The 21,918-nt window shown below is 53.3% G+C and carries 17 protein-coding genes and 1 riboswitch; of the genes, 10 read left to right on the forward strand and 7 right to left on the reverse strand.

What is annotated here, in order from left to right; all coding sequences use genetic code 11:
• Positions 1-174: 174 nt before the first annotated feature.
• Positions 175-585 (reverse strand): H-NS family nucleoid-associated regulatory protein, encoded by a 411-nt coding sequence (locus tag ACN0VL_RS13445; protein WP_417618203.1) that lies wholly within the window; start codon positions 583-585, stop codon positions 175-177.
• Between the two features lie 425 nt (positions 586-1,010).
• Positions 1,011-1,185, forward strand: a riboswitch (Lysine riboswitch).
• A 73-nt stretch (positions 1,186-1,258) separates the two neighbouring features.
• Here ACN0VL_RS13445 and ACN0VL_RS13450 point away from each other — a divergent pair.
• Complete coding sequence (locus ACN0VL_RS13450) at positions 1,259-2,815, forward strand: Na+/H+ antiporter NhaC family protein (protein ID WP_417618205.1); 1,557 nt, start codon at positions 1,259-1,261, stop codon at positions 2,813-2,815.
• 164 nt (positions 2,816-2,979) lie between these two features.
• On the opposite strand, the gene ACN0VL_RS13455 is transcribed toward ACN0VL_RS13450, so the two are convergent.
• From ACN0VL_RS13455 to ACN0VL_RS13475, 5 genes are all read right to left on the reverse strand, one after another.
• On the reverse strand, positions 2,980-4,197 hold the full coding sequence (locus ACN0VL_RS13455) for an EAL and HDOD domain-containing protein (RefSeq protein WP_417618207.1): 1,218 nt from the start codon (positions 4,195-4,197) through the stop codon (positions 2,980-2,982).
• A gap of 115 nt (positions 4,198-4,312) precedes the next feature.
• A complete protein-coding gene (locus tag ACN0VL_RS13460) occupies positions 4,313-5,617 on the reverse strand; it encodes an outer membrane protein transport protein (RefSeq protein WP_417618209.1) in 1,305 nt (434 codons plus the stop codon).
• 167 nt (positions 5,618-5,784) lie between these two features.
• A complete protein-coding gene (putP, locus tag ACN0VL_RS13465) occupies positions 5,785-7,257 on the reverse strand; it encodes a sodium/proline symporter PutP (RefSeq protein ID WP_417618211.1) in 1,473 nt (490 codons plus the stop codon).
• Positions 7,258-7,572: 315 nt separating this feature from the next.
• Positions 7,573-8,301, reverse strand: coding sequence for a DUF3379 family protein (locus tag ACN0VL_RS13470; protein ID WP_417618212.1), 729 nt, complete (start codon positions 8,299-8,301; stop codon positions 7,573-7,575).
• Positions 8,294-8,809, reverse strand: a complete 516-nt coding sequence (locus tag ACN0VL_RS13475) for a sigma-70 family RNA polymerase sigma factor (RefSeq protein WP_417618214.1) — start codon at positions 8,807-8,809, stop codon at positions 8,294-8,296. Before ACN0VL_RS13475 ends, ACN0VL_RS13470 begins: the two co-directional genes overlap by 8 nt.
• Before the next feature lie 345 nt (positions 8,810-9,154).
• Here ACN0VL_RS13475 and fadI point away from each other — a divergent pair, with 345 nt between their 5' ends.
• The 9 genes from fadI (at position 9,155) to ACN0VL_RS13520 (ending at position 20,975) form a co-directional block, all read left to right on the forward strand.
• Positions 9,155-10,468: an acetyl-CoA C-acyltransferase FadI gene (gene fadI / locus ACN0VL_RS13480; protein ID WP_417618216.1), complete on the forward strand. Its 1,314-nt coding sequence runs from the start codon at positions 9,155-9,157 to the stop codon at positions 10,466-10,468.
• A complete protein-coding gene (gene fadJ, locus ACN0VL_RS13485; RefSeq protein ID WP_417618218.1) occupies positions 10,465-12,624 on the forward strand; it encodes a fatty acid oxidation complex subunit alpha FadJ in 2,160 nt (719 codons plus the stop codon). Before fadI ends, fadJ begins: the two co-directional genes overlap by 4 nt.
• A gap of 161 nt (positions 12,625-12,785) precedes the next feature.
• Positions 12,786-14,702: a molecular chaperone HtpG gene (gene htpG, locus ACN0VL_RS13490; protein ID WP_417618219.1), complete on the forward strand. Its 1,917-nt coding sequence runs from the start codon at positions 12,786-12,788 to the stop codon at positions 14,700-14,702.
• Positions 14,703-14,916: 214 nt separating this feature from the next.
• Positions 14,917-15,561, forward strand: a complete 645-nt coding sequence (adk, locus tag ACN0VL_RS13495; RefSeq protein WP_417618221.1) for an adenylate kinase — start codon at positions 14,917-14,919, stop codon at positions 15,559-15,561.
• 84 nt (positions 15,562-15,645) lie between these two features.
• Positions 15,646-16,614, forward strand: a complete 969-nt coding sequence (gene hemH / locus ACN0VL_RS13500) for a ferrochelatase (RefSeq protein WP_417618223.1) — start codon at positions 15,646-15,648, stop codon at positions 16,612-16,614.
• 1,058 nt (positions 16,615-17,672) lie between these two features.
• Positions 17,673-17,870 carry a DUF4250 domain-containing protein gene (locus tag ACN0VL_RS13505; protein ID WP_417618225.1) on the forward strand — a complete coding sequence of 66 codons (198 nt, stop codon included), beginning with the start codon at positions 17,673-17,675 and terminating at the stop codon, positions 17,868-17,870.
• A gap of 53 nt (positions 17,871-17,923) precedes the next feature.
• Positions 17,924-18,577 carry a thiopurine S-methyltransferase gene (locus ACN0VL_RS13510; RefSeq protein WP_417618227.1) on the forward strand — a complete coding sequence of 218 codons (654 nt, stop codon included), beginning with the start codon at positions 17,924-17,926 and terminating at the stop codon, positions 18,575-18,577.
• A gap of 347 nt (positions 18,578-18,924) precedes the next feature.
• Positions 18,925-20,295: a YjiH family protein gene (locus ACN0VL_RS13515; protein ID WP_417618241.1), complete on the forward strand. Its 1,371-nt coding sequence runs from the start codon at positions 18,925-18,927 to the stop codon at positions 20,293-20,295.
• A 107-nt stretch (positions 20,296-20,402) separates the two neighbouring features.
• Entirely contained in the window at positions 20,403-20,975 is a 573-nt protein-coding gene (locus tag ACN0VL_RS13520) for a DUF924 family protein (protein ID WP_417618229.1), read from the forward strand.
• A gap of 236 nt (positions 20,976-21,211) precedes the next feature.
• On the opposite strand, the gene ACN0VL_RS13525 is transcribed toward ACN0VL_RS13520, so the two are convergent.
• Positions 21,212-21,844, reverse strand: coding sequence for a DUF2057 family protein (locus tag ACN0VL_RS13525; protein WP_417618231.1), 633 nt, complete (start codon positions 21,842-21,844; stop codon positions 21,212-21,214).
• Positions 21,845-21,918: the final 74 nt, after the last annotated feature.

Below are 21,918 nucleotides of genomic sequence, written 5' to 3' on the forward strand. Positions count from 1 at the left end.
TGGGTTTATGGCGTGTCGTGGGAGCTGACTCTGTTTCCTCTGGTACTCAGCTTTAAAATAGATCATATTTTTACTTATATGGGTATTAGTCTTTGAGTCTGGCAGCCATAGAATGGCGATACAAATAAAAACAGGGCCATATGGCCCTGTTTTTATTGCTATTAAACAAGCTGTTTACTGCTTGATAAGAAAGTCTTCCATGGTTTTTTCGCCACGTTCGATAGCATTCTTAATTGGGGTAGGCTTACGGCCCTGGCCAGTCCAAGTTTTATATTCGTTGTTCTCATCATAAAACTCATACTTTGGCGGACGCTTGCTGCGAGGAGCGCTGGCTTTTTTAGCGGGCTCGGCAAGTTCCAGCAAGTCATTCAGATCAATACCGTCTGCGGCCATTTGATCCATATATTCTTTAAGTTTACGTTCACGTTCTTGTGCGGCAGCCTGTTCGGCAGCTTTGGTTTCGCGCTGTTCGTCAATCACAGTCGTCAGTTTAGCCAATGCTTCTTCCATCTGGTCTAGAGTCAACTCTCGAGTTGCTGCTCGTAAGCTGCGAATGTTCAGTAGTGTTTTCAAAAAGTCAGTCATTGCATCCACCTGGGTAATATATTCTTATGCTTTAAATTTACAGCTTCATATTAAATCTAGCAAGTTAATTACTGAAAACTTTTTTCGAAAGTTAATAAACTAAGCAGATACCGAGAAAAGCACGAATATGGCTTTGCAATTTGCGAATGCCAATTGCCGTTTAATAATGATTGTCGATTTTACATTAATTTTTATGCCGACATCATATATCGAGCCTGGGTTAGGTTCAGGGTTAGTCATTGCAAATCAGGGTTCGAACGAGGCTTTTTTGTTGGGTTTAAGGTGGGATTTGGCTAAAATTAATCCATTAGTGGCGCTATGAATAACGTAAATCGGGAGTGATCAGGTGCCCTTATGAGCTGGTTGGGCTTATTTTCGGTTAAATGTGTTGATTTTTATCATATTGGCAGTAAGATCATCGGCCTTACCTGCGTGGAGGCGCGTGACTTATCAGTAGATCAGCTCAGGGTGATGCCGTTTATTCTGAATCGAAAGGATGTTACGCCGAAGTGTTGTTATTTATCTGGTAACAACACTGGGATCGGTACCGAAAGGGCCGATACTGTCATGAATATATATTCATGGTGCGCTATTGCTGGGAAAGAGAAGACGACTTTTATATCGCCCTTTTGCTCCTGGTAGTTATGTTGACAACTCAGATTCAGGTGCCGATGTGGAACTACACCCATTTATTCAAAGTTATTGGTCTTTACTGCCCCCCTTGCTTGCCATTGTACTGGCAATAACCACTCACCGAGTACTGTTATCCTTAGGCTTCGGCATTATACTTGCCACGCTGTTATTACAGCAATTCAACCCGCTCACTGCCGTTACCCATCTTGCAAGCAATATCGGAGCCTTATTCTGGTCCGATAATGCGATTAATGAATGGAATGTAAATATACTGTTGTTCTTGCTGTTGTTGGGCTGCATTATCAGTATGTTGAGTCGGGTTGGGGCCACTCTGGCATTCGCCGAGTGGGCGCAGCAGCGCATAAAGAATCGACGCCAGGCCAAAGTGATGACCGGGCTATTGGTGTTTGTGTTTTTTATTGATGATTATTTTCACAGCCTGTCGGTAGGCACCATTTGCCGGCCGGTGACCGACCGCTTTAATATCTCTCGTGCCAAACTGGCCTATTTGCTCGACTCGACTGCGGCTCCCGTCTGTGTGTTGATGCCCATTTCTTCCTGGGGTGCCTATATTATTGCCCTGGTGGGGGGCATTCTGGCGAGTCACGGCTTAACGGGTCACAGTGCGCTGGGCGCCTTCCTGGTAATGGGCAGTATGAATTTTTATGCTGTTTTTACCCTGCTTATGGTATTGCTGGTCATTAAAGGCGGCTGGGATCTGGGTGCCATGGCTCGGCATGAGCAAGAGGCGCTGGCAGGCAATCTGTTTGATGCCGGCAAGGGCACGCCGCCCGGCGTCGCCGATACCAGCGTAAAAGCAGGGCGGGTGAGCGACTTGTTACTGGCAATTGGCACCCTGACGCTGGTCACGGTAGTGGCGTTGCTGGTGACGGGAGCGCAGGCGTTAACCGACAGCCAAACTCCCTTTGGCCTGCTGGCAGCCCTCGAGAATACCGATGTAGGGCGCTCTTTGGTGCTGGGTGGCGTCGCTGGGCTGCTGGTGTGTGCCTATGCCATGATCAGGCACAGAGTGAGTGCATCGGACTGGCTGCATACGCTGGCCGTGGGTATCAAGGGCATGCTGCCCGCCATTTACATTCTGCTGTTTGCCTGGACCATTGCCGGCTTGATTGGTGAACTGAAAACGGGCCAGTATCTGGCATCTCTGGTACAGCAAAGTATTCCATTATTCATGTTGCCGGCCATTTTGTTCTTGTTGGCAGGCATCATGGCGTTTGCCACCGGCACCAGCTGGGGCACCTTCGGTATTATGCTGCCGCTTGCGGCTGACATGACGATGGCAATTGATGCCCAGCTGTTGCTACCGGGCATGTCTGCGGTGATGGCAGGTGCGGTATTTGGTGACCACTGTTCGCCTATTTCCGATACCACCATTCTGTCGTCAACCGGCGCTTCCTGTCATCACATAGATCATGTGATCACCCAGCTTCCTTATGCCCTGTCTATTGCGGTAGTGAGCGTAGTGGGTTATCTGGCCCTAGGGTACACGGCCTCGGTCACCATGGGCCTTGCCGCTGCCATTGCCTGTTTTATGCTGGTATTGGCTGCTTGGGCATGGTTGCAACGAGCCAGGTAACGTTCGCGCCATATGTGATAACAAAAAAGGCCCGCTATCATTGCGATACCGGGCCTTTTTGTATAGCGGCAAGCCTTACGTTGTACGCCTTAAGTTAAAGACAAACACCGCCTTTCTTTACTGATAGCGTACGGCTTAAAGCGTACAGCTGCCCGTAGGGGGGATTATTCCGCATCTGCCAGCTGCTGGCTCCAGAGCACGGCTTCCTGGTAGCATTGGCTGCAACTTTCTTCGCTCAGTTTAATGAAGTCCAGCCGCAGTTGTAATTTCTCCCAGTTGGCTTGCTCGTAATCATGCATCAGACTTAACAGAAACCCTAACTGCCCCTTGCGCTCGAGTAACGCCTGCCGAACTGGTTCGGCAAGCGCAATATGTTCCAGAATTTCAGCCATGGGACGTTCAAGCAAGACACCGAGCAGTGAAAACAAGCCACATATAAAGGCTTCTTCCTGTAACTCGGGACAGATTTTCTCGGCCAGTAATTCACACCATTTGGCACGTAGCATGGGCAATCGCTGTAATTCCAGGCCCTTGTCCTTGCTGATATAGGATGTGATGACCAGGGCGGTAAAACGTTTAAGCTGTTGATGGCCCAGGTAGACGAGGGCGCCGCGCAGGTTATCAATTCTTTGCTGCCGCGAACCTGCATGCAGGCTGTTGACATAGCGCAGCAGATTATAGGTAAGCGACAAATCACTGCTGAACAGATGAGCCAGTTTGTTAAAGTCCACTTCTTTGCTATTAACGACAGACAGCAGTTCGAAGGCGGTCATTTCACTGGTGGTTAAAATACGGCGGCTAACTACCTTGGGTTGTTGAAAGTAATAGCCTTGAAAGAATTCGAACCCGGCTTCCTGGGCGGCCTTGTATTCCTGCTGCGTTTCCACCTTTTCAGCTATAAAGCGCAGTTGCGGATACTTCTGGCAATGGCGGATCAGGCGACTGCAATCCGCCATGGACATTGCCCGCAAATCCAGTTTGATAAAGTCGGCATAGGGAAAGAACATTTCCCATTCAGGACTGGGAATGTAATCATCCAGCGCAACTTTAATCCCTAGCTCTTTCAGGGATTTTACGTGTTCCAGCAAAGCCTGATCGGGAATGGCACTTTCCAGCACTTCTATTACCAACTGGGGCTGGCGAAAGGATTCGGCCAACCCCTGGCGTAACAGCGAGTCGGGAAAGTTGACGAAACACAGGGCGTTACCCACCAGCTCTTCGATTTTCTGACTTAAAAACTGCTCTGCCATCAGGCGTCGTGTAGCCTGCTCGGCATCAATATTGGGAAAACGATTTTCCAGGCTGGTACGAAACAGCAGCTCGTACCCCAGAGGGTTACCTTGCTCGTCCAGGATAGCCTGTCTGGCTACAAATGAATGCATGATGATTCCAAGCAATAATTATGACCGAATAATTATACAGTATTATTTTTGGGGATATAAAGCGAATAAAAGCGCCTGAACAGGCGCTTTTATAAAGAAAAAAGTCGAGGTGGGGTTAAAAGGCGTAGTTCATCTGTAAACCAAACAAATAGGCATCGCCACCCGAGGTAAACTCAAATGGGGTTTCTTTTACAGTTACTTCTTTACCATCCAGGAAGGCAAAGCCTGCATCCACACTCAGGTTCTGGTTATAGGCATAGGTGGCGCCCAGGGTGTACCAGGTACGATCCACATCGGGAATGGAAATGGAGCGCGCTCCCTCCGGTACCGGTGACTTGTCGTAGGCCAGACCGCCGCGCAGGGTCCACTGGTCATTCAGCTGATGGGTAGCGCCCACGCTCATGCGCCAGCCGTTTTCAAAACCTTCTTCTTTCTGGAATAAGGTGCCGCCGTCGCTGCCCAGAGCCCGCAGTTCTTTAAAGCTGCTCCACTCGGTCCACATAATGCCGTAATGCAGTGCCCAGTCGGGTTGCACCTGATGAAAACCGGATACTTCGGCGATGGCGGGGAGGGTTAGGTCCAGTGAGCCGGGAATACTATTACCGCCTGTTCCCGCAGGGTTATCAGGTCCGTAGGGGAGCCCATTGGGGAGGGCGCTTGAATAATTACCCTCCAATGTTAAGTCGACTTCAGAACGATAGGTGAGGGCCCAGCGATTATTCTCATTCGCCTCCAGCAGCACGCCAATATTCCAACCATAGGCCCAGTCATCACCTGCAAGCCTGATTAACTCATCAGTTGCATTGCCACCGAATCCCCCACCACCTAGTGGAGCCAGGCTGGTAATACCCTTATGGCGAATCAACTCCGCATCGGCATACACGGCATTAAAGCCGGCACCAATAGACAGATGCTTATTGGCCTTGAAGGCAATGCTGGGGTTGAGGTTAATGGTGGTTAACGAGGTACTACCCGCCACCGGGCCCGCGTAATGGTTATCCTGATAGCTGGTCGAAAGGCCGTAGTTGGTAAAGGCACCAAAGCCTGCCGCCCATTGCTCGTTAAGGGGCTGTATGTAATAGAAGAAGGGGACTACCGCATCGTCGGCGATATCATCTGACTGCGTTGGCAAGCCATTGGCCCGGCCAGCCATAGCAGTAGCACCTTTGCCTTCCACATCCACTTCCGGATTAATATAGATGGCACCGCCAGATAAAGCAGGGCGATCAAACAGCGTCATGGCGGCGGGGTTGCGGCCCAGTACCGAGGCGTTATCACCAATGGCGCCTTCCCCCGCATAGGCCCGGCCCAGCCCGGTTGCGTTTTGTTCTGCCAGCTGAAAAGCAGCCGCGTGCGCCTGGCCGGCGGCCAGGGCAATGGACGCGGCAAGTAGGGACAGCTTCAATGTTTTTTGGCTCATGAAAGATTCTCTCATCAGTTTGGTATGTGTTGGGCGCCACACTGCTAGCGCAATGGGTAATGTGATGAAATCTTACCCACTGGCAGCATAAAAAAGCGTTACTGAAAAGTAAAACGCTTGTTTAATAAAAGGAGCTTTTCAGCTCCTTTTGTGAGGCGGGTCAAAAATTAGAGCTCAGACTCCATTCGTCTGAAGCCCAGAACCACGGCTTTGCTCGGAGGGGTACCCTGGCGGCTGATGAGGATGCAGGCCAGCGTACTGATGATGAATCCGGGGACTATTTCGTAGAGGTCGAACAGGCCGAGAGGGCCGCCTTGCAGTTGTTTCCAGCCAATTACGGTCAAGGCACCCAATACGATGCCGGCTAAAGCACCGTTGCGAGTGAGGCGAGACCAATATAGCGAGATAATAATCACGGGGCCAAAAGCGGCACCAAAGCCGGCCCAGGCATAACTCACCAGCTCCAGTACCGACGAGTCGGGATCCAGTGCAATTAACATGGAGCACACGGCCACCCCCAATACGGCAAAGCGGCCTACCCATACCAGCTCGTCATCCTGGGCGGCAGGGCGCAGCCAGCGCTTGTAAAAGTCCTCGGTAATGGCGGAAGAGCACACCAGTAACTGCGAGTCTATGGTGCTCATAATGGCGGACATAATAGCCGCAATCAGCAAGCCGGCCACCCAGGGGTTGAATACCGCATTGGCCAGCGCCAAAAACACGGTTTCCGGGTTATCGAGCGGGGCATCGGCAAAATACACGGCGCCGGCCAAGCCAACGGCCACCGAACCAATTAACGACAACACCATCCAGCTCATGGCAATGCGGCGTGACAAGGGCACTGACTTGGGGGAGTCAATCGCCATGAAGCGCGCCAGAATATGGGGTTGGCCAAAGTAGCCCAGCCCCCAGGCCAGCAGGCTCAACCCGCTGATCAGCGAAAAGTCCTGCAGTATATCCAGCTTGGCTGCATCCATGCCATTCAGGGTGGTCAGGGTTTGGTCTATGCCGCCCAGCTCGTTCATGACCGCCAAAGGCAGGGCAATCAGTGCCAGCAGCATTAAAATACCCTGAAAGAAGTCGGTCCAGGAGACCGCCAGAAAACCGCCGAAAAAGGTATATGCCACAATGACGCTACCGCCCAGTATCAGGGCGGTAATATAAGGCAGCCCGAAGACCTTCTCGAACAGGATGGCGCCGCCGACCAGGCCGGAGGCGGTATAAAAGACGAAAAAGACCAGGATGGTCACCGCTGAAATAACGCGAATCAGGCCGCTGTGATCCGCCAGTCGGTTCTCCAGAAAATCAGGCAGGGTGAGCGAGTCATTGGCCTGCTCGGTATATACCCGCAGCCGCTTGGCCACAAACAGCCAGTTAAGCCAGGCACCGATCACCAGGCCAATGCCAATCCAGGCCTGGTTGACACCATAAAGATAAACGGCACCGGGCAGGCCGAGTAACAGCCAGCCACTCATGTCCGAGGCACCCACACTGAGTGCGGCGACGCCGGGCCCAAGGCGGCGACCACCTAAAATATAATCACTTAACGAGCTGGTGGCTCTATAGGCGACCGCACCAATCAGCATGGTCAGTACTAAATAGCCAACGAAGGTTATTAAAATGGGGAGTTCTATGGTCATAGCGGGTTCCTGTTGTTCCGAACAGCGTGTTCGCTTCCATGTGGTTGAAGTAAGAATATGCAAGCACGATGACAAATCGGGCTGGATCTTACCTCATAAAATAGAAGATCTCTCGACAACTATAACCTTATGACTTGATTGGATAAAAAGCGAACAGAAGATAAGCCGAACTCGACAGATATTCGTCATTTAGCCATTGTTTTGGGCCTTGATTCCGAGAGAGCGAGGCAAAATAGCATTCAAGTAAAGGACTGTTCGCATATCCTCTCTTGTTACTCCCGCGCGCTCTCTGGTCGCTGACGGCTTACCGCTGTTTTATAAAGCCCTTTGCAGCGAGGTTTCGATTTTGTTGACCATGGCTTTAACATCTTCCTGATTGTCACTGACGACCACCAGCCGGTTAAGATTCATGCCAATGACTTCACCATGATATTGCTCGTCGGAAAAGTGACTGGCCAGTTGCAGGGCGCGATCGACGGGCACCAGAAATACATTGACGCGGTCGTGCTGCCCCTGAATAACCAGGTGTGCCGCCGGGCCGCCAGCAAACTGGCAGTGATTGGCGTAATACACCTTGCCCACATCGGCGAGGCTGTTAAGTTGGGCCCCATAGGGCTTTAACTTGGCGTTGACCGCCGTCAGCGTAACCTGTTCATCTACGGTTTGGGTAAAAGGAGCCTCCAGGCGCACATGCTCGATGGCAACCTGTCCCACAGCCGGGTAAGGGGCTTGCGGACCGACGTCCAAGGGTAAAAAGCGGGTAGAAAATCCCAGTAAAAAAGTGACAGAAGCGGCCACCGCCAAGTGACGCCAACCGAGGCCGGAGGGGGTAACCGGCTGATAGGGCAACTGCTCAAGCAGCAGCTTGTTGAGCAGGGTGTCGGGTACCGGCTCCTGCAGCGCTTTTTCCAGCCGCTGATCGAAGCGTTTAAGCTCATTCACAAACTGCTGGTTCCCTGCACAGCTGTCTGATGTTTGCATAAAGTCGGCGCTTTTATCATTCGGGTCTGCATAAGCTCGGCGCCTGAATTCCAACTCATTCATTGTGTTGGCCTCGCGCTGTGGGATCTTTGTCTATCGCTTCTTTTAGCTTGTTTCGCGCACGAAAGAGGCGGGTCATGACGGTATTTTTATTCAACTCTAATATCTCGGCTATTTCTTCACCACTAAAACCACCCAATACCTGCAGCAACAAGGGTTCGCGATATTCAATGGCCAGTTCGGCAATATGTCGGCGCAACCATTCGTTTTCCATGTCCTGCTCCAGGCCCGGGCTGTATTTGTCCGGTATGGGCACCGTGTCTAAGTCCACCAGAACAAGCTGTTTACGTTCGAAGCGCCGGGCATTTTCCCGGCGCAATATGGTAATCAGCCATGCCTTGGCGGCTTTTTCGTCTTTCAAGCTGTCGAGAGATTTCCAGGCGCGGAGGAATGTTTCCTGTACCAGATCTTCGGCAACCTGACGGTCATGGCATAACCAAAAGGCATAGCGAAACAAGTCGCCATGCAGGGCATACACCAACACATCATAGCGCTTTTGTTTTAACGCCATACTGCTAGAGACCGCAGCAGGCTGGCCCTTCTTTCGCCTGAATACAGAAATCATTAATTTCACCGTTGAAATAGGGTGGCGCGATGGAGATTACGCACTCTTATAGTCTCATGCGAGTATATGAAGAACGCGGCCTGTCTTAAATTATAGATGCTGAGCACCAGGTTCCCGCGCGTTGCACCAGATGGCGCCGGGCGTCGGCCGTTGCGGGGAGTCTGTTTTCCCGGTACGGTTTCTTTGCTAGGATGTTGTGAGGTCAGACCTCTTGTAGTGTCTGAATGGTTTGCGTTGCGGATGCCCACATTTTCTCATGTCCACAAGGGATGCCTCATAAAAGGAGCATACATGTTGCCAACAACCCCATTAACAACTCACAAGGGTGATCGCATTGCCATTGTGTCGGGACTAAGAACCCCCTTTGCCCGCCAGGCTACGGCCTTGCGCGGCATACCCGCATTAGAGCTGGGTACCATGGTGGTGAATGAATTGCTGGCACGCACCCCCATGGCGGCAGCCGAGGTGCAGCAACTGGTGTTTGGCCAGGTAATACAGATGCCCAGCGCCCCCAATATTGCCCGCGAAATTGTGCTGGCCAGCTCGTTGCCCGTACAAACCGACGCTTACAGTGTAACCCGCGCCTGTGCCACCAGTTTTCAGGCGGTGTCGAGTATGGCGGAGTCCATGTTGGCCGGACAGCTGGAAGTGGGCATTGCCGGCGGGGCGGATTCATCTTCCGTGTTGCCCATTGGCGTCTCGGCGCGTCTGGCCGAAGCCTTGCTGGATTTGAGCAAGGCTAAATCGATGAAGGCCAAGTTGGCCATTTTGCGCAAGCTCAAGCTGAAAGATCTAGCACCTGTGCCGCCTGCGGTGGCCGAATACTCGACCGGCCTGACCATGGGGCAAACGGCCGAACAAATGGCAAAAAGCCACGGTATTAGCCGTCAGGAACAAGACGAACTGGCCCATCGTTCTCATCAACTGGCGACCGACGCCTGGAAGCAAGGGTGGCTGAACGAGCAGGTCATGGCCGCCTATGTGCCGCCATTCAAGGCGGCGTTTGAACAAGATAATAATATTCGCACCGAGTCGCGCCTGGCCGATTATACCCGGCTTAAACCGGCCTTCGATCGGCGCCACGGCACCGTCACGGCGGCCACCAGTACGCCACTCACCGACGGTGCTGCCGCCATCTTGATGATGACCGAAAGTCGAGCCAAAGAGTTGGGGCTGCAACCACTGGGTTATTTGCGCAGCTATGCCTATGCCGCCATTGGCGTGCAGCACGACATGCTGCTGGGGCCGGCTTATGCCACGCCCCTAGCGCTGGACAGAGCCGGCTGCACCCTGGCAGACATGGACTTGGTCGACATGCATGAAGCCTTTGCTGCACAAACCCTGGCCAACATGAAGATGTTTGCCAGCGCCGAATTTGCCCGGCAAAAGTTGCATCGCAGCCAGGCGATAGGTGAAATCGACATGAGTAAATTCAACGTCCTGGGGGGATCCTTGGCCTATGGTCATCCGTTTGCCGCCACCGGTGCCCGCATGATCACGCAAACCCTGACCGAGCTTAACCGCCGTGGCGGTGGCTTGGCGCTGACGACTGCCTGTGCCGCCGGTGGCCTGGGCGTTGCCATGGTATTGGAGGCCGCGCAATGAATGATGTAATCAACGACACACAGATTGAACCAACCCGTCCGTCTACCTTTACGCTCGAACTGCAAGACGAGATTGGCATTATCACCATGGATGTGCCCGGCGAGCGCATGAATACCCTGCGCGCCAGCTTTGTGGATGAGATTCATGCCTTGCTGACGGACATTAAGGCCAACAGCAACATCAAGGGTCTGGTACTGCGATCGGGCAAGGCCGATTCCTTTATTGCCGGTGCCGACGTGAATATGCTGGCCGCCTGCACCAGCGCCGAGCAGGCTGAAGCCTTGTCGAAGGCAGGGCAGGATATGTTCAATCAGCTGGAGGCGCTGGATATCCCCCTGATTGCCGCCATTCATGGCCCCTGCCTGGGTGGCGGACTGGAGCTGGCGCTGGCCTGTCATGGCCGGGTGTGCAGCGACCATGAAAAAACGCGCCTGGGTTTGCCCGAGGTACAGTTGGGGCTGTTACCGGGCTCGGGGGGAACCCAGCGGTTACCCCGGCTGGTGGGCCTGACCAAAGCATTGGACATGATGCTGGCCGGTAAGCAACTAAGGGCCAAACAGGCACTCAACGCCGGTCTGGTGGATGACATGGTGCCCCCCAGCATTTTGCTCGACACCGCCATTGCCCTGGCCCGCAGTGGCAAGCCGAGTCACAAGCGCAAACGCGATATCAAAACCCTGCTGTTGGAGGCGAACCCACTGGGACGCAAGCTGGTGTTCGACAAGGCCCTGAGCACACTGCGCGGCAAAACTCGAGGTAAGTACCCGGCACCCGAAACACTGCTGGAGGTGGTACAAACCGGCCTGGAGCAGGGGATGAGGACAGGACTGGCTGCAGAGGCCAGGGCTTTTGGCGAGTTGGTGATGAGCCCCGAGTCCGCGGCGCTGCGCCAGCTGTTTTTTGCCACCACCGAAATGAAAAAAGAAACCCAGTGGCAAGGGGAAAGCCCCAATACAGTGGCGCACGTCGGTGTCTTGGGGGGCGGCTTGATGGGCGGTGGCATTGCCTATGTGACCGCCACCAAAGCCGAATTGCCGGTGCGTATCAAGGATGTGTCCCATCGGGGGATTAATCAGGCCATGGCCAATGCCCACCGTCTGCTGGCAACCAAGGTAAGTAAAAGGCATTTGCGGCACACCGAGATGCAGCAGCAGTTGGGGCGCATGACCGGCACCCTCGACTACAGTGGCTTTGAACGCGTCGATCTGGTGGTTGAAGCCGTGTATGAAGATCTGGATGTAAAACGCAACATGGTCGCCGAAGTGGAAGCCCACTGCCCGGAACAGACGATTTTTGCCACCAATACCTCTTCGTTGCCGATTCACCAGATTGCCGAAGGGGCGGCTCGACCCGGGCAGATCCTGGGTCTGCATTACTTTAGCCCGGTTGATAAAATGCCGCTGGCAGAAATTATTCCGCATGCGGGGACCCACCCGACCACGGTGGCCACCGCCCTTAAGCTGGCCCGTGCTCAGGGAAAAACCCCAATAGTGGTGCAGGACAGTGCCGGCTTTTATGTGAACCGCATTTTAGCGCCTTATTTGAACGAAGCAGCCAGGTTGTTGCTGGAAGGCGAGCCCATCGAGGCCATAGATAGCGCCCTGGTCGACTATGGTTTTCCGGTAGGGCCCATGACCTTGCTGGATGAAGTGGGCATTGATGTGGCCGCTAAAATCGCCCCCATTCTGGAGCGCGAGCTGGGCCCGCGCTTCAAGGCCCCCGATGCCTTTGGCAAACTGCTGGAAGATAATCGCCATGGCAAGAAAAATGGTCGAGGTTTCTATCGTCATCAGGCGGGCAGTGGCAGTAAAAAAGCCAAGCCGGTGGATGACAGCGTCTATCGATTGCTGAATATCAAGCCACAAAGCCGCTTGCCGGCGCAAGAGCTGGCCGAACGCTGTGTGTTGTTGATGCTGAATGAAGCGGCCATAACCCTGGATGAAGGTGTCATCGCCTCGGCGCGAGATGGCGACATTGGCGCCGTGTTCGGCATCGGCTTTCCCCCCTTTGCCGGTGGGCCTTTCTTTTATATGCATCAGCAGGGCATTCAGGCCGTGGTGGATAAAATGGAAGAATGCGCCCGTAAATACGGTGAGCGTTTCGCGCCCTGCGAACCGTTACGCCGCCTGGCAGCAGAGGGCGGAAGCTATTACTGACACATGAATGTGAAGGGTGATGGGTAAAGAAGAAAGCGTGACACAAAGGGCGTGCTCACGCTTTACCTGTCACGCTTCACGTTTTTTCCCGTTGCCCTTGAAATACCGCGCGCGACCCCCATCTTTTAGCTATAAGTCAAACCCAAGCAAGGAACATAACGATGTCAGAAGCTGTGCATACCGAAACTCATGGTTTTCAAACCGAAGTCAAACAACTGCTCAACCTGATGGCCCACAGCCTGTATTCCAACAAAGAAGTCTTCTTGCGCGAACTGGTGTCCAACGCCGCCGATGCCGCGGACAAGCTGCGCTTCAAGGCCCTGTCAGACAGTGATCTGTATGAAAACGAGGGTGAGCTGCGAGTACGCCTGATACTGGATAAAGACAACAAGACCCTGACCATTTCCGATAACGGTATTGGCATGAGCCGGGACGAAGTCATCGAGCACCTGGGCACCATTGCCAAGTCGGGCACCAAATCGTTTTTTGGCCAGCTATCGGGCGATCAGGCGAAAGACTCGCAACTGATTGGCCAGTTTGGGGTGGGTTTCTATTCTGCCTTTATTGTCGCCGACAAGGTGACCGTGCTGAGCCGTGCTGCGGGTCAGTCAGCCGAACAGGGTGTGCAGTGGGAATCGGACGGCGATGGCAGCTTTACCGTTGCCGACATCAACAAGCCCGGCCGTGGCACCGATATTGTGTTGCACCTGCGCGAAAGCGAGCAGGAGTTTCTGGATGACTGGCGCCTGCGCAGCATTATCGGTAAATATTCCGACCACATCAGCGTTGCCGTAGAAATGTGGAAAGAAGGCGAGCCCGAGCAAACCGACGAAGAAGGCAAGGTTATTTCCGCTGCCACCGAAGGCCAGTGGGAGCAGGTTAACAAGGCCACCGCCCTGTGGACCCGTGCCAAAGGCGACATCAGCGACGAAGAATATCAAGAGTTTTACAAGCATATTTCTCATGACTACCAGGATGCACTGACCTGGAGCCATAACAAGGTGGAAGGCAATCAGGAATACACCAGCTTGTTGTATGTGCCTGCCAAGGCCCCCTTCGATCTGTACAACCGCGACCAGAGCCATGGCCTTAAGCTGTATGTGCAGCGCGTGTTCGTCATGGATGATGCCGAGCAGTTTATGCCAACCTACCTGCGGTTTGTAAAAGGCGTGCTCGACTCCAACGATCTGCCGCTGAACGTCTCGCGGGAAATTCTGCAAGATAACAAGGTGACGGCTCAGCTGCGCAAGGCCTGCAGCAAGCGGGTGTTGTCGATGCTGGAAAAAATGGCCAAAGACGATGTCGAACAATATCAGGGCTTCTGGAGCGAGTTTGGTAACGTGCTGAAGGAAGGTCCGGCCGAAGACTATGGCAACCGCGAACAAATCGCCGGTTTGCTGCGCTTTGCCAGCACCCATAACGACAGCGATGCACAAACCGTGTCACTGGAAAATTATCTTGAGCGCATGAAAGAAGGCCAGGACAAGATTTATTACATTACTGCCGACAGCTATGCCGCCGCTAATCACAGTCCGCACCTGGAAATCTTCCGCAAAAAAGGCATTGAAGTGCTGCTGATGTGGGAGCGCGTGGACGAGTGGTTGATGAATCACCTGCACGAGTTTAAAGACAAGAAATTTGTGTCTGTAACCAAGGGTGAACTGGACTTGGGCGATCTGGACGACGAAGAAACCAAAAAAGCCCAGGAAGAAGCCAACGAAGCGCTGGCGCCACTGCTGGAGCGCGTAAAAACCGCACTAGACGCCGATATCAAAGAAGTACGACTGACGCATCGTCTGACCAATACGCCATCTTGCGTGGTCGCCGACGAACACGACATGAGCACTCAGATGATCAAGCTGATGCGTTCGGCCGGCCAGCCGGTACCGGAGCAGAAGTACATTCTGGAGCTGAACCCGGAGCATACCCTGGTGAAAAAGCTCGATACCATAGCAGAAGGCGAGCAGTTCACCGAGTGGTGTCAGCTGCTGCTGGAGCAGGCGCAACTGGCCGAGCAGGGCGGATTGAAAGATCCCGCCGCCTTTGTGGCCCGCGTTAACCGTCTGCTGTTAGCCTAACAGCAATAAGTCTGGGTGAATGACATTAGCCCAGACTCATCACGACAAGCACTCAAAACAAACCCGGCCCGGCGCCGGGTTTTTTGATCAGGGGCGGCCTGTTTTCTAATCAATAAGTATAACAAGGCTTTGCTGTTACTTGTCCCGGTGGCGGTGTCGTGACACAATCGTGTACCAAAGTCTGAATATCATTAATCAAGAAGAGGACGCTGTTATGCGCATCGTTTTGTTGGGAGCTCCCGGCGCGGGCAAAGGAACGCAGGCACAGTTTATTATGGAGAAATTCGGGATTCCACAAATCTCTACCGGTGACATGCTGCGTGCGGCGATTAAAGCCGGCACTCCACTTGGTTTAAAGGCCAAAGAAGTGATGGATCAGGGCCAGCTGGTATCCGATGACTTGATCATTGGTCTGGTTAAAGAAAGAATCAGTCAGGACGACTGTGCCAAGGGCTTCTTGCTCGATGGTTTTCCACGTACCATTCCTCAAGCCGACGCGATGCAGGAAGCCGGTGTAACGGTCGATTATGTGCTGGAGTTTGCCGTGCCAGACGAAGAAATCGTCAAGCGCATGAGCGGTCGCCGAGTGCACCCGGGCTCTGGTCGTGTCTATCACCTGATTTACAACCCACCTAAAGTGGAAGGTAAGGATGACGTAACGGGTGATGATCTGGTGACTCGAGTGGACGATGAAGAAAGCACGGTACGCAAGCGTTTGAGTGTGTATCACGAGCAAACTGCACCACTCATCGACTACTACAAGAAAGCCGCTGCCAACAGCGACACCCAGCATCATAAAATTGATGGCACTCAATCCGTTGAGACCATCAGCCAGCAGCTCGCCACTATCCTCTCTTAATCGTTATGCATATCTACCGGGCACGCTCTGTGCTCGGTTTCTTTTATTTCCGCTTGATTCCGTTTTTTTAATATGGGTAACAAAGTGAAAACAGGTGTGTTACTGGTTAACCTGGGAACCCCCACGGCGCCCACCGCGAAGGCCGTTAGAACCTTTCTCGCTCAGTTTTTACACGATCATCGTGTTGTCGACTTGTCCCGCTGGTTGTGGTGTCCCATATTGCACGGCGTTATTCTGCCTTTTCGCTCCCCCAAGGTGGCCAAGCTGTATCAATCCGTTTGGTGGGAAGAGGGCTCGCCACTCATGGTGGTCAGCCGTCGCCAGCAGGCAGCACTGAGCGCCGCCTTGCAGGAAGCAGGCATAGATATGCCAGTTGCGCTGGGCATGAGTTACGGTACTCCCTCTATTGGCTCGGCCTGGCAAGAGTTAAAAGCGGCCGGCGTTGACAGGGTGATTATATTGCCCCTGTACCCACAGTATTCGGTCAGTACCACCGCCTCTGTGTTCGACAGCTGGGCCAGACTGATGAAGCAAGAGCGCTGTCTTCCCGCATTTCGCTTTATTCGCGATTATCACGACAACCACGGCTACATTCATGCCCTGGCCGAGTCGGTGCGTGCCAGCTGGAAAGAACATGGTCAAACCGATTTACTGCTGTTGTCTTATCATGGCATTCCCAAGCGCTTTGAAAACCAGGGTGATCCTTATGGCCAGCAATGCCATCGCACCTCGGAGTTGCTGGCGGCCGAGCTGGGCCTGGAGCCCCATCAGTGGCGTACCACCTTTCAATCGCGCTTTGGCCGCGAAGAGTGGCTACAACCCTATACCGATGAAACCATGGCCAGCCTGCCTGCCGAAGGAATTAAAAACATCAGCGTGATTTGCCCGGCGTTTTCCGCCGACTGCCTGGAGACGCTGGAAGAAATCTCCAGCGAAAATAAAGAGTACTTTATAAAAGCAGGCGGCGAGCAGTACCACTATATCCCTGCTCTTAACGATAACCCGGCCCACATCCGCATGATGATGGACCTGATCTGCCGAGAAATAGCTTAACTGATAGCGTTAAGCGGTCAGCTGTAATCCATATCTCGTCACTGATGTGGATTCTGAGGCTGGTTACCTTTGTCGGCACCCTAGCTTTACCTCTGTCAGCACCTTAGCTTTACCTCTGTCGTCACCCTCGCTTTACCTCTGTCGTCACCCTCGCGAAGGCGGGGGTCCAGTGTCTTTGCATGCGATCCACTGGCTGGCCATTCTGCGCCTGGTCCTGGACGCCCGTCCCCGCCTACGCGAGGATGACGTTCCTTCGCGTATGCGGGGGGGGCGACAGAACCGCATCTGTTATGCGGGACTTCTTAAGCTAAAACCAAGATCCTGATGTTCATCAGGATGACGGCAAATAATACCAAAATACCGTTTTATGCCGTCATGTCGCTACAAAACACATCGCTCTTTGCCGGGCTTGTGTGTCTCCAAACGCTGATAGTTGGCCACAGCTCTGGTGCCTAATCCCCACTTTCTGGCAGCCAAGATAGGGCGGGGCCTCTGGTTTATATCCAGCGGGCCCGGCTTCAAATCTCCGTGCTTCCAGCACAGCACAACGGCTATGCCGGGGCAGTTTATGGCTTGTTGTATTAACCGGCGAGATGCCTTTTTGGCATCTATCACACGAGCCGGATCCACTCCTGCGTTCAGCAGAGCCTGGCGCGACAAGGGGGCCGGAGCATTGGCTATTAATATCCACCCCTTGTTGTCCTTGCTAATGGCAGCCAAACTGGCCAGTAATCGAGCTTGTGGCTCGCCCCCCCAATGACTGATAGAAATCTTACCTGAAGCTGTACCAGTGCTGTCTGGCGTATACATAAAGGGGGCATCCAGTAATAGAGGCTGCCAGGACATGGATGAACAAAGCGACTGACGAGCTGACAAGAGAGTGGCCATAAGCAATCCGAGTTCCCTGTGGTGTGGTTACTGTTTATATATACAGTAGTGATCACCTCATCAGAGATCAAGAAAATACTGGTTAAATTAACAGTATTTTAGACGAGCACTATTTTCTAGTCCGGCTATAGTAATCGGGTCAATGGATAAATCCTGCACAGGAGAGCAAGATGGATAAGCAGTTACTGGAAAGACTGGATAGTCACATGGTATTAAGCATTTTGAACGAAAAACTGCGTTTGGAGTGCGACAGCCTGACCGGGCTGGTGTCTCGCTACGAACTGGATAGTAGCTGGTTAATGGGCAGCATGGCACAAATCGGTTATCGCTACGATCCCGTCAGCAATCAGTTTAAACCCAGGGCCTGATCCACTCTGGTCTCGGCTATGGTAGTCTCGCGTTATTTAACGTGAGTACTTCTATGGACGCAGACTTTTGGCATCAGCGCTGGCAAGCATCACGCATCGGCTTTCATCGCCAGCAGATTCACCCTCAACTCAGCCAAATCTGGCCACGGCTTGCGGTACCAGCACACACAGAGGTGCTGGTACCTTTATGTGGCAAAAGCAACGACATGCACTGGCTGGTCGAGCAGGGCCATACCGTAGCCGGATTCGAGCTGTCACCGCTGGCAATACAGGACTTCTTTAGCGAGGCACAACTTGCGCCCAGGCAAGCCGCCCTGGGCCCGTACCAATGCTGGCAAACCGAGCACATCAGTCTTTATCAGGGTGATTTCTTTCACGCCGGGCAACTGGGTCGCCGTTTTGATGCGGCGTACGACAGAGCAGGGCTCATCGCCTTGCCCCCTGCGATGCAAGTGCAGTATGCCGAGCTGTTGGCAAGGCTGCTTAACCCTGGTGCCGTGCTGTTATTGATTACGGTTAACTATGCACCCGAGCAGCAGCAATCCCCGCCGTTTTCGGTGTCGGAACAGGCCGTTAAGGGCTTGTTTGAAACCCACTTTACCATTGAGCCCTGTGGCAAAATAGCCGAAGGGCAAACCAACCCCAGAGTGGCAAGCGGCGCCCTGTCGTTTTTTGACGAGCTGTGCTTTGTGCTAACGCGGAAATAGGTTTTCTCTCGTGAAGAGTGAGGCGAGAAGGGTAAACACCTACATTGCGACTCCCGCCTCGGGTTATCCTTCCTTCACCCTTCACCCTCCACCCTTACACCCCTCACGGGCTCTCTCGCCAGGCTATTATCGCTGCCTATCAACCTCACCATGGCGATAAATTTTGAATTGTGCTTTTGATTAAATATATTTCACTGTAAAATAACTATTCAGTCAGCTTATTCGCTGAAGCTGTTTTATGCACTTACAGGGTGCATTTATGCGAATAATTCTTGGTGAATTGCATAAAACGGCGACTTTTACCTTTAATTAGCCAAATGGTGTGTCGTGGCTCGGCACCAGGAGTAATCATGGAAAAGACGTTGCTGGAGCAGGCTAACGCCGGCAAGCGCAATTTATTGATGTTTGTGCTGCCCTCATTACTGGGCGTGCTGCTGTTTATGACCCCGGTGAGTTATAACGGCGACCTGACCATCATGATTGCCGTGCTGGCCAAAAGCCTGCAGGCTGCATTGTCGGGCTTGCTACCCATCATAGTCACGGTACTGATTTGTGTGTCGGCGCTACTTAGCGTGCTGGCCACCCTGTTCAAGCCGGCTGTGGTCACCAGCAGCTCGTTCTTAAACACGCTGTTCAATGTCAGCCCTGTCTGGCTGATCAGTCGGTTGCTGGGTGCCGTGTTTGTGCTGTTGGTGTACAACCAGGTGGGGCCGGAGATTTTGTACAGCGGAGATACCGGCGGCCTGGTGCTGAATGACCTGTTGCCCGTGTTATTTGCCGTCTTTATTTTTGCCGGCCTGCTGCTGCCCCTGTTGCTGGACTTTGGCTTGCTGGAGTTTATAGGCACCTTGCTGACCGGCATTATGCGGCCCATATTTCGCCTGCCGGGCCGTTCGGCGGTCGACTGCATGGCCTCCTGGCTGGGCGATGGCAGCGTGGGCATTCTGCTGACCAGCAAGCAGTACGAAGGGCGTCATTACACCCAGCGTGAAGCGGCGGTTATTGGCACTACTTTTTCGGCGGTCTCCATTACCTTCAGCCTGGTGGTGCTGGCACAGGTCAAGCTGGAGCACATGTTCCTGCCGTTTTATGGTGCCGTGTGTCTGGCCGGCATAGTCGCTGCCATAGTGGTGCCGCGCTTGCCGCCCCTGTGCTGGAAAAAAGACACCTTTATTAATGGCGAGGCCCGGCCAGCAAATGATGAAGCGACGCCAGAGGGCTATTCCCGCCTCAGTCATGGTTACGCGCTGGCGCTGGCTCGTGCCGGCAAGGTAACAAGCCTGGGGCAGGTTGCGCGTACCGGTATTCACAATGCGCTGGATATGTTGCTGGGGGTACTACCCGTGGTCATGGCCTTTGGCACCCTAGCGCTGGTGATTGCCGAAACCACGCCGCTGTTTAGCTGGTTGGGTTTGCCCTTTGTGCCCTTGCTGGAATGGTTGCAGATCCCGGAAGCGGCCGCGGCCTCGCAAACCATGGTCGTCGGTTTTGCCGATATGTTTATTCCGGCCATTCTGGCAACCTCTATCGAAAGTGATTTGACCCGGTTTGTGATCGCGGCGCTGTCGGTCACCCAGCTGATTTACATGTCGGAAGTGGGCGCCTTGCTATTGGGTAGCAAGATACCGGTCAACATACTAGAGTTGTTTGTGATCTTCTTGCTGCGCACCCTGGTGACCTTGCCGGTTATCGCCCTGGTAGCACATTGGGTATTTTAGGGTAGCGCTACGCTTTAAGCTGTACGCTGTCAGTCAAACAGGAGGGTGGCTGTTTTTAACTGATGGCGTACAGCATAAGGCTTACGGCGACCCAAGGGGGAGTGGTGATGTATCAGTCGGTACTGACATTCTGGTTTGAAGAGCTGGAACCGGCTCAATGGTGGCAAAAAAACCAACGGCTGGATCGAGACATCAAGGCGCGCTTTGGCGACCTGCACCGGCAGGTGTGTCTTGGTGAGTTGTTTGAATGGCGAGCCTGTGCAAAAGGGCGGCTGGCAGAAATTATCGTGCTGGATCAGTTCTCCCGCAATATTTATCGCGACACTCCCCGGGCATTTGCCGCCGATGGTATGGCGCTGGCCTTGGCACAAGAAGCCATTAGTGCGGGTGCCGAGCAAACATTAACCCCGCAACAGCGGGTTTTTTTGTATATGCCCATGATGCACAGCGAATCGCTCAAGATCCACGAGCTGGCGCTGGCTCTGTTTGAACAGAACGCCGAACCTGAAGCCGGCTATGAGCATGAACAGAGTGGGGCAGCCAGCAGCTTGCACTATGAGCGTTTGCACAAAGACATTATCGCCCGCTTTGGCCGTTACCCTCACCGCAATGCCATTCTCGGCCGAGAGTCGAGCGCAGAAGAAGTTGCCTTCTTGCAGCAACCGGGTTCGTCATTTTAACTCATGTGAAGAGTGAAGAGTGAAGAGTGAAGAGTGAAGAGTGAAGAGCGAGAGTGAGGGGAAAGAGTGAAGGGAGAGGCGTAAAAGAAGTTCGAAGCCGTAGGCTGGAAGTAAAACACCGAATCAACAGATCCGGTGTTTTTACTGTCGTCATTCCCGCGAGGATGACGTTCCTTCTCGAGGGTGACGATAAAGATAAACCAGCCTCGGAAGTCATATCGGTGATGAGATATTGCTTATTGCTGCTGAATCGCCCAGATCTGAAAGGCGCGCTGGGTGTCTTTATCGGCCGTTCCCCACCAGTGTTTCAGCATCTCGAGGGCATCGGCATCTACCACGGCATCGCCAAACTTGGCCTGAGCGGCGGCCACGGCGGCGTCGGTGCGGCCACTGAACGCTTTATTCTCTTCTTTTAGGTAGTTTTGAATACCACGGGCCAGATCTATGCCGGCAGGGCGATGAATGGTGTATATTTCGGCATCTACCGGTTGGCCTGTACGCTTGTCAACGAGTGTGATCTGGGCGGTTTGATCGCGTAAAAACTCACGCGCCTGCTGATAGTTGGTTGGCTTGGTGTACTGGAGGGAGAGCTCGGCATCCGCAGGCGTATCAACATTAATGATAACAGGATCGCCTTCCATCACGCGAATATCTTGTTTCGTCGAGTAGTCCTCTACGTACTCCAGTACAAACTGGTGCTTGCCGCCGTTAACATTAGCCGAGTGAACCGAGTTGAGCGCACTATGTTTGGTTTTCTCACCATCTACCAACAGCAGCTGATAAGGCTTTACAGCGTCAAAGGTAGCGGCGCTGGCGCCAAAAGACAGGCCGGCAAGGGCGAGGGCAGCAAGGGTTAAGCGTGTTTTCATTAATCGGGCTCCTGAGCCATGAGTATGTTCTTCCTGAGATGCAGTCATTATGCATCAAAGCAAAAGCTAAGTAT

This window comes from Oceanisphaera sp., assembly GCF_048268965.1.
Classification (GTDB): domain Bacteria; phylum Pseudomonadota; class Gammaproteobacteria; order Enterobacterales; family Aeromonadaceae; genus Oceanimonas.

Coding starts and splice junctions, on each gene's coding strand:
- fadJ (WP_417618218.1), top strand. CDS start 10,465: ATGAATGATGTAATCAACGACACACAGATTGAACCAACCCGTCCGTCT.
- ACN0VL_RS13505 (WP_417618225.1), top strand. CDS start 17,673: ATGGATAAGCAGTTACTGGAAAGACTGGATAGTCACATGGTATTAAGC.
- adk (WP_417618221.1), top strand. CDS start 14,917: ATGCGCATCGTTTTGTTGGGAGCTCCCGGCGCGGGCAAAGGAACGCAG.
- ACN0VL_RS13455 (WP_417618207.1), bottom strand. CDS start 4,197: ATGCATTCATTTGTAGCCAGACAGGCTATCCTGGACGAGCAAGGTAAC.
- fadI (WP_417618216.1), top strand. CDS start 9,155: ATGTTGCCAACAACCCCATTAACAACTCACAAGGGTGATCGCATTGCC.
- htpG (WP_417618219.1), top strand. CDS start 12,786: ATGTCAGAAGCTGTGCATACCGAAACTCATGGTTTTCAAACCGAAGTC.
- ACN0VL_RS13445 (WP_417618203.1), bottom strand. CDS start 585: ATGACTGACTTTTTGAAAACACTACTGAACATTCGCAGCTTACGAGCA.
- ACN0VL_RS13470 (WP_417618212.1), bottom strand. CDS start 8,301: ATGAATGAGTTGGAATTCAGGCGCCGAGCTTATGCAGACCCGAATGAT.
- ACN0VL_RS13475 (WP_417618214.1), bottom strand. CDS start 8,809: ATGGCGTTAAAACAAAAGCGCTATGATGTGTTGGTGTATGCCCTGCAT.
- ACN0VL_RS13460 (WP_417618209.1), bottom strand. CDS start 5,617: ATGAGCCAAAAAACATTGAAGCTGTCCCTACTTGCCGCGTCCATTGCC.
- putP (WP_417618211.1), bottom strand. CDS start 7,257: ATGACCATAGAACTCCCCATTTTAATAACCTTCGTTGGCTATTTAGTA.
- ACN0VL_RS13525 (WP_417618231.1), bottom strand. CDS start 21,844: ATGAAAACACGCTTAACCCTTGCTGCCCTCGCCCTTGCCGGCCTGTCT.
- ACN0VL_RS13510 (WP_417618227.1), top strand. CDS start 17,924: ATGGACGCAGACTTTTGGCATCAGCGCTGGCAAGCATCACGCATCGGC.
- ACN0VL_RS13520 (WP_417618229.1), top strand. CDS start 20,403: ATGTATCAGTCGGTACTGACATTCTGGTTTGAAGAGCTGGAACCGGCT.